This is a genomic window from Lysinibacillus sp. GbtcB16 (genome assembly GCF_019091145.1).
GTDB classification, from domain to species: Bacteria; Bacillota; Bacilli; order Bacillales_A; family Planococcaceae; genus Lysinibacillus; species Lysinibacillus fusiformis.
In genome coordinates, this window is sequence record NZ_JAGXJV010000024.1 from 1 (window position 1) to 8,188 (window position 8,188).

The window sequence follows — 8,188 nt, forward strand, 5'->3', positions numbered from 1 at the left end:
CATGTAGAGAGCCATCCATAATAGTGAACCACCTGCTACTACGCCACCTAAAAATGTAGGTAATATTATTTTCCATGAAATACCTGCTACAATAATAAGGGCAGCGGTAATGGCAAAGAATACAAGTGCTGAACCAAGGTCTGGTTGTTTCAAAATAATCGCTAATGGAACGATAAGAGTTAAACCAATTTTTCCTAATAATAAGAAGTCTGTTTTTAATGATTTTAATGAATAGACTTCATGGTGCTTACTAATTAATCGTGCCAGTGCTAAGATGTAGAATGTTTTCATAAACTCTGAAGGTTGAATGTTTCCAAGGGGTGTATGGTACCAGCTTTTTGCGCCATTGACCGGTGCACCAATTTGACCTTCTCCTTCAGGCATAAAAATAAGCAGTACCAATAAGGCAATCCCTGCTCCATACATATACCATGACATTTTTTTATATTGATCTGGCTCAAAAAACATCACTATGCCAATAATTACTGCACCAATTACATACCATTGCATTTGTTTTGGAACGTAGTTAATGCCATATTGACCGGATGTTTGGGCAGATGCAATAGCTAACAAACTAATGACTAGAAAAGTGAAAAGAATAAAAGCAAGGGTCCAGTCAAAACGATTTGCGAAATTTCGTTTATTTTCCATAAAATCCACCTAAATTAAAATAGTATCTCAATATGAGTAAATATAATGCGTTTCTTCCATTTTGGTTTATAATGTTGAAAGAATAGTGCAAATTCAAAATCAGAAAGAATGAATGTCTACTGATAAGATTGCAATTTGCTTTGAACGTTGTCAATGGAACTTTTAAGCAAATATTTTAACTCAATGAGTAATCGAAAACCTGTATGCAAATGCATGTTTAACATTCCTATTATAACGCAAAAAACACTTTTATGCCTGCGTATATAGTTGTGACGACAATTAACATAAAATGTTTCAAAAAAATCGAGTTTAGTCTTATAATGTAGTGAAGAATGGGGTGATGGTTGTGGCTAAAAAATTAAAGTCAGCTGATGATTTTATGTATCATATTTATGTTCATATGAATGATGTAGATAAATTTGTCATTTTTAGCGGGTTGAAATTCTCGCAATTTGCGGCTTCGCTTGAACCACTGCATCACTTACTTTTACTAAAACATTCCTATGAAGACGGTTCTTTTAATATGCATACACAATTTGAATATGTATTGGATGAAGAGGTACCCCATTTTGTAAAAAAATCGGCTGAGTCCAAGGAATTATGTTGGGTCGATTTTATGGATGAGAAGAGGCTAGACCATCTAACACCGATGGAACAAGGGGAATTGCTTTACATAAGTCATAAAAAAGAACCAATTACATCTGCATTTTTTAACAAATTGCAAAATAGATTCGTCTATTACTCTTCAGATTTAGAAAAAATGACAAAAATTTATTTCCGACATTTAAGTGATTCGGATTTATTGGTGGCAAATGTTTTTAATAGTTTAATTCGCGAAAAGGAACGTAGCACGGGATTTTGGCGTCGAAAAGTAAAATCAAGTATCCCTACCATTTCACCTGAATTCTTACGTTCTTATCGATCCTTTGCTAAAGACGGTGCATTATTATCGTTGTACCGTATTGAAAAACCAAAAGCGGCATATGGGATAGAAGTACGCAACTTGTCAGAATATTCTTTTCCTGATGAAGTATGGGACGATTTAAATACCATTTTGAAAACTGAGCACGATGAATTGATTTATATTATTTAACGAAATATACACTCAAATCTCACCGTCGAAAATTACGGTGGGATTTTTATGTCATTTGTCAAGACGTTTCGTGATAAACTAATAGTACTCAAGAAGTATGTGGAGGGCACAAAAATGAAAAAAAGAATCGGTTTATTATACGGCGGAAAGTCAGCAGAGCATGAGGTATCCTTATCAACAGCTCGTGCAGTCACTGGTGCTTTGAATTTCGAGGAGTATGAAGTATATCCGATTTTCATAACATCTGAAGGAGAATGGCGACGCGGAGATCGTTTAGAAAAGCCTGTAAGTACTATCGAAGAACTACAGTTTGGTGATAATACTACAATTTTAGAAAATAATATTACTGATTTTTTAATCGACAAACATGGCAAATCAGTACAGTTCGATGTTATTTTTCCATTGTTACATGGAACAAATGGTGAGGATGGAACCGTGCAAGGTTTACTAGAGGTTCTAAATCTTCCCTATGTAGGAAATGGGGTTTTAGCATCTTCTGCTGGAATGGATAAAGTGGTTATGAAGCAATTATTCGAGATTGCTGGTTTACCACAAGTGCCCTATACGTACTTTATTCGCAGTGAGTGGAAAAATGAACAACAGGCTATTATTGAACGCTGTGAAGAAAGATTGACTTGGCCAATGTTTGTGAAACCTGCAAATTTAGGATCTAGTGTGGGGATTAGCAAAGCAACAAACCGTGATGAATTAATAAAAGCAATCGAGGTTGCTTTACAATACGATCGTAAAATTGTTGTCGAGCAAGGTATTATCGCTCGAGAAATTGAACTTGCCGTCTTAGGAAATGATTATCCAGAAGTTTCAGTACCAGGTGAAATTAAACCTGTTACAGAATTTTATGATTATGATTCTAAGTACAAGGACGGCTCCACAGCACTGATTATTCCAGCTGAGCTACCAGAGGAAACAGAATCAAGCTTAAAAGATCTGGCAAAACGGGCTTTTAAAGCGATTGATGGTAGTGGTTTAGTTCGTGCCGACTTTTTTGTAACAGCTGATCATAGCGTTTACATTAATGAAGTCAATACATTGCCTGGTTTCACGCCAGTAAGTATGTATCCACTACTGTGGCAACATACAAATGTAAGCTATCCAGAGCTGATCAATCGTTTGATTACGTTAGCCATTGAACGTTTTGAAGAAAAACAACAGCTTCACTATAAAAAAGACTGAGTGGGATTATTGTGAAAAAAACATTAAAACAATTAGCTGCATGGTTAAATGAGGATATGTCGGCTTACGATGATACGGTTGTATCAGGAATTTCCATTGATACAAGAACAATTCAACAGGGGGATTTATTTGTACCATTTCGTGGTGAGCAAACAAATGGACACCGGTTCGTTGCTCAGGCGTTTGAAAAAGGTGCAGGTGCTGCTCTCTGGCAAAAGGATGAACCTAATCCGCCCGAAGGTATACCTTTATTGTTTGTGGATGATCCAGAAATAGCTTTACAGGAAATGGCTCGAGCTTATCGGAATGAACATAAAGCAAAATTTATTGGTATTACTGGCTCTAACGGTAAAACATCAACAAAAGATATTTTAGCGGGTACACTTGCTCCGTTCTTTAAAGTACAAAAAACAATTGGGAATTTTAATAATCAACTAGGTTTACCGATTACCATATTACAGCTTGATGAAGATACAGAGGTAGCTGTCCTTGAAATGGGAATGAGTGGATTCGGCGAACTTGAATTTTTAACAAAGCTAGCTCAGCCACATATGACAGTTATTACAAATATCGGTGAGGCCCATATGCAGGACTTAGGGTCCCGTGCAGGTATCGCACAGGCAAAGTTTGAGATTATTCAAGGAATGCAGCCGGATGGCCTATTATTCTATGATGGAGATGAACCATTGCTACAGGAATTAGTGGCTAAGGAACAGCATTTAAATGCCGTAGCGTTTGGATTAGAGCCAAATAACCTTTTATTTGCCGATCATATTCATGCCAATGCTAATGGTAGTAGCTTTACAACCCACGGTATGATAGAGGGTGACTTCTTTATTTCTGTACTTGGAAAGCATCAAGTGAAAAATACATTAGTTGCCATGTTAATTTCTCATCAACTAGGTTTAAAAAATGAGCAAATTCGTACATCCTTAGAGCATGTAGTATTAACAGATATGAGGATGCAACAAGTACAAGGTACAAATGGTGCATTATTTATTAATGATGCTTATAATGCTGCACCTACCTCTGTAAAAGCGGCTATTCAATTTATCGCTACTTCAACTATTCGACCTGAAAAATGGCTTGTATTAGGGGATATGCTAGAGCTTGGGCCGGATGAACAGCGTTTCCATGAAGGGTTAGCGGAGGATATAGATGTGCAAGAAATCGATTACGTTTGTCTATTTGGGCCTCGAATGACTCATCTTTATGAAGTATTAAAAGAGCGCTTTGGAGCAGAGCGATTGTTGTATGCCGAAGATGATTATACGCCTATTATTGAAAAACTAAAACTTGCTAATGAATCATCTATTGTTTTACTAAAGGGTTCCCGTGGGATGAAATTAGAGACAATTTTACAAGCTTTTACGTCATAGTTTTCATTGAATCGGTGGGATAAATTGCTCACCGATTCATTTTTTTTAGAGGTTTCTTTGTTAAATGAGGTGAGGGATTTGACAATAGGTGTACTATGCATTCATGGGTTTTCAGGTGGTCCCTATGAAATGGAGCCGTTTACAACATACTTACGGACGCATACAGATTGGCTCATTGTAGAACCAACATTATCGGGGCATGGTGAAGCCTTGCATATGGATGGATTTACTGCAAAGCACTGGTTAATGGACGCAGAGCTAGCCATACGGTCATTAGCTAAAAAAGTAGATGAGATTATCGTTGTTGGATTTTCAATGGGGGGCATTATAGCTTTATATTTGGCGAAACGTTATAAGGTAAAAAAGCTAGTATTATTGAGTGCTGCTGCAAAATATATTAGTCCTAAGCAACTGGTCATTGATTTCAAATTGCTTGCGACAGATGCATATCATCATAATTTAACGAATAATGAGCTATTTTTACGTTATCGACATAAGTTTAATAATGTGCCATTAGCTTCAACAATTGAATTTATGAAATTGGTCCGAAGCGTGGAACCGTATTATCGGCATATCGAAATTCCTGTCTTTATTGTACAAGGGAAACAGGATGGAATTGTGCCATTTAACACAGCACAATTTCTTTATGATGAATTGGCTTCCGTTAATAAAATTTTGTATTTTTCTGATAATGGAAGGCATCATATATGTCTTGAGGAAGATTGCTCCGATTGGTTTCCGCGGGTTTTGCTGTTTTTAAAGGATACTTGAAGTAGTCAGATTATTACGACTCATGCGTTATCGTTGCATACGTATTAAAGCCATGTTAGACTAGTGTAAGCAATGGATACATTTTGTGCGAAGACTCTTCATATTTGGTTGAAGAGTACTTTTTTTTGAACACAACGGTTTTATTCTAAAGTGAATAATTACGACAGAATCGAACCGCTCGGTAAAGACCGGGCTTTCCTTTTCATATAAGAGAGCTCTTCATGAATGATCATGTAGAGAGAATTTTTAAGTAACGGAAACGTTCCACTACACAGGCTCGAATTTGCCGACAACTTCATCTGAAAATGTAACCATTTGTCAACTTAAAAGGAAAAAAAGGAGATTGAGAAGTTTGACAAATTTTTCAGAATTAAATATTAGCGAATCTACATTACGCTCTGTAAAGCGTATGGGATTTGAAGAAGCAACACCAATCCAAGAAGGTACTATTCGTTTTGCTATTGAAGGCCGTGATGTATTAGGTCAAGCACAAACGGGTACTGGTAAAACTGCCGCTTTCGGGATTCCACTAATTGAAAAAATTGACCCAAAAAACCCAAATATCCAAGCATTGGTTATTGCTCCAACTCGTGAATTAGCTATTCAAGTATCTGAAGAGCTTTACAAGATTGGCTATGATAAACGTGTGAAATTATTATCAGTTTACGGTGGGCAAGAAATTGGCCGTCAAATCCGTGCACTGAAAAATAGACCTCAAATCATTGTTGGTACGCCAGGACGTATTATTGACCATATCAATCGTCGTACGTTGAAATTAGAAGATGTGCAAACATTAGTACTGGATGAAGCTGATGAAATGTTAAACATGGGCTTTATCGATGATATTAATGCCATCTTAGAAAACGTTCCTACTGATCGTCAAACATTACTGTTCTCAGCAACAATGCCACCAGCAATTCGTAAAATTGCGGAAACATTTATGCGTGATCCAGAAATCGTAAAAATTAAAGCAAAAGAATTAACTGTTGATAATATTGATCAATATTTCGTGAAATCAGCTGAACGTGAAAAATTCGATGTTTTATCTCGTTTATTAAATGTTCACCAACCAGAGCTTGCTATTATCTTTGGTCGTACAAAACGTCGTGTAGATGAGCTAGCACAAGCTTTATCAATTCGTGGCTACCTTGCTGAAGGTATTCATGGTGATTTAAGCCAAGCTAAGCGAATTTCTGTATTGCGTCAATTTAAAGAAAATAAAATTGATATCCTTGTTGCGACGGATGTGGCGGCACGTGGTCTGGATATTTCTGGTGTCACACACGTATACAACTTCGATATTCCACAAGACCCTGAATCTTATGTTCACCGTATTGGTCGTACAGGTCGTGCAGGTAAATCTGGTCTTGCTGTTACGTTTGTAACGCCACGTGAAATGGGTTACTTACGTATTGTAGAAGAAACTACGAAAAAACGTATGACTCCACTTCGTCCGCCAACATCAGATGAAGCATTAGTAGGACAACAACGATTAGCTCTTGATACTCTTGAAGGTCTTATTGCTAATAACAACTTAGGTGATTACCGTACACTTGCTTCAGAAATACTTGATAATCATGAGGCGATTGATGTTGTAGCAGCTGCTCTTCGCTCATTAACGAAAGAGCCAGATGATACACCGGTAACAATTTCAGAAGAACGTCCATTACCAATGCGTCGTGAACGCTCTAGCAATAATCGTGGCGGTGGTGATCGTGGTCGCGGTGGTAATAATCGTAACTACGGTGGACGCCGTGACTCTCGTGGTGGAGATCGCCGTAATAGTAATAGTAGCAGTCGTCGTGAAGGTGGTCGCCGTGAAGGAGGCCGTCGTGAAGGTGGACAAGGTCGTTCTCGTTCTCCTCGACGCCACGAAGATTAATTTTCATAAGTGGATATTTAAACCTTGCAGTCATACTGGCTGTAAGGTTTTTTTTCGTATATAGTTGAAACAAAATGGTCATGAATTCCGTATAAACTAATATAGAAAAGAGGGGGAACGACAATGAGAGCTCAACCAGTGCATCAAATTTCCCGTAAAGGGTTAACTGTATGGCGGTTATATGGTGTCATACAAACAGTGGTGCTATTAATTGCAGCAGGAATCGTAAGCTATGGTACTTATTATTTTGAGTGGCCAACGTTTATTTACTACATAGCTGGGGCAATTGTAGGATTAAGTGCCATTTTATCAGTTTTTATTTTTCCTAAAATTAGATGGGAACGATGGCGCTATGAAGTGCGAGAACATGAAATTGAAGTTCAACATGGCTTATTTGTAGTAAAACGTACGCTCATACCAATGGTTCGTGTCCAACATGTTGATACGACACAGGGACCGATTTTAAAGAAATATGATTTAGGTAATATCTCCATATCAACGGCAGCAACCGTACATACAATTCCCGCACTTATCATGGACGAAGCAGATTCACTTCGTGCTCGTATCTCTGAATTAGCAAGGGTGGCGGAAGATGATGTCTAAGGAGATTAATCGTTTACATCCTATATCAGCAGTAATTACGAGCGTCAAAGCATTAAAAAGTATGATATTACCTATTGCGATCATTATCATAACGAATGGCTTTAACTTTTCACTAAATTTCCGTAGTGATCATTTTTTAAATACCATTTTACTCTTCGGTGTCTGGGGAGTAGCCGCACTCCTTGCATTAATTGGGGGAATTATAAAATGGCGGACATTTGTTTATTGGTTTGAGGATGGAGAACTCCGTATCAAATATGGATTGTTTGTTAAAAAGAAGCGTTATATTCCGTTTGAACGTATTCAAAGTTTGAACTATAATGAAGGAATTTTCCACCGTATGTTTGGATTAGTCAAAGTTCAGGTGGAAACAGCAGGGAGTAAAGGTGGCAAACCCGAAGTAGAACTTACTGCAATTCGTAAAGAAGCGGCAGATGTGATTGAACTAGAAATGCGCCGTGTCAAAAATGAAGGTGTAACCCAACAATATGCAGAACAGACGGAGGTCGCAGACAATTCAATTTCAATTTCCGCGCCGACTATTTACCATATGTCCATGCGGGACTTACTAGTGTTAGCCACAACTTCTGGTGGGATTGGTGTTGTGGTATCTGG

At 37.7% G+C, this 8,188-nt stretch carries 8 protein-coding genes; 7 read left to right on the plus strand and 1 reads right to left on the minus strand.

Translation table 11 applies throughout. The features are described 5' to 3' along the window. Positions 1-651, minus strand: a 651-nt coding sequence (locus KVT27_RS22635) for an FtsW/RodA/SpoVE family cell cycle protein (protein ID WP_217581979.1), incomplete at its 3' end; no start/stop codon positions are given. A 340-nt stretch (positions 652-991) separates the two neighbouring features. Between KVT27_RS22635 and KVT27_RS22640 the strand changes: the two genes are divergently transcribed. From KVT27_RS22640 to KVT27_RS22670, 7 genes are all read left to right on the plus strand, one after another. After that, on the plus strand, positions 992-1,744 hold the full coding sequence (locus tag KVT27_RS22640; RefSeq protein WP_036147940.1) for a hypothetical protein: 753 nt from the start codon (positions 992-994) through the stop codon (positions 1,742-1,744). A 114-nt stretch (positions 1,745-1,858) separates the two neighbouring features. Further along, positions 1,859-2,938 carry a D-alanine--D-alanine ligase gene (locus KVT27_RS22645; protein ID WP_036147939.1) on the plus strand — a complete coding sequence of 360 codons (1,080 nt, stop codon included), beginning with the start codon at positions 1,859-1,861 and terminating at the stop codon, positions 2,936-2,938. A gap of 11 nt (positions 2,939-2,949) precedes the next feature. Continuing rightward, positions 2,950-4,317, plus strand: coding sequence for a UDP-N-acetylmuramoyl-tripeptide--D-alanyl-D-alanine ligase (locus tag KVT27_RS22650; protein ID WP_217581980.1), 1,368 nt, complete (start codon positions 2,950-2,952; stop codon positions 4,315-4,317). Positions 4,318-4,395: 78 nt separating this feature from the next. Continuing rightward, entirely contained in the window at positions 4,396-5,088 is a 693-nt protein-coding gene (locus KVT27_RS22655) for an alpha/beta hydrolase (protein WP_217581981.1), read from the plus strand. A gap of 352 nt (positions 5,089-5,440) precedes the next feature. Then, positions 5,441-6,970 (plus strand): degradosome RNA helicase CshA, encoded by a 1,530-nt coding sequence (gene cshA, locus KVT27_RS22660; protein WP_036121042.1) that lies wholly within the window; start codon positions 5,441-5,443, stop codon positions 6,968-6,970. A 123-nt stretch (positions 6,971-7,093) separates the two neighbouring features. Beyond that, complete coding sequence (locus KVT27_RS22665; protein ID WP_036121039.1) at positions 7,094-7,573, plus strand: PH domain-containing protein; 480 nt, start codon at positions 7,094-7,096, stop codon at positions 7,571-7,573. After that, positions 7,566-8,188: PH domain-containing protein (locus KVT27_RS22670; protein WP_217581982.1), on the plus strand; the 623-nt coding region annotated here is incomplete at its 3' end. The genes KVT27_RS22665 and KVT27_RS22670, both read left to right, overlap by 8 nt.

What these genes read in the sequence shown, in the direction of transcription:
- KVT27_RS22645 (WP_036147939.1), top strand. Translation starts at nt 1,859, where the DNA reads ATGAAAAAAAGAATCGGTTTATTATACGGCGGAAAGTCAGCAGAGCAT.
- KVT27_RS22640 (WP_036147940.1), top strand. Translation starts at nt 992, where the DNA reads ATGGTTGTGGCTAAAAAATTAAAGTCAGCTGATGATTTTATGTATCAT.
- KVT27_RS22665 (WP_036121039.1), top strand. Translation starts at nt 7,094, where the DNA reads ATGAGAGCTCAACCAGTGCATCAAATTTCCCGTAAAGGGTTAACTGTA.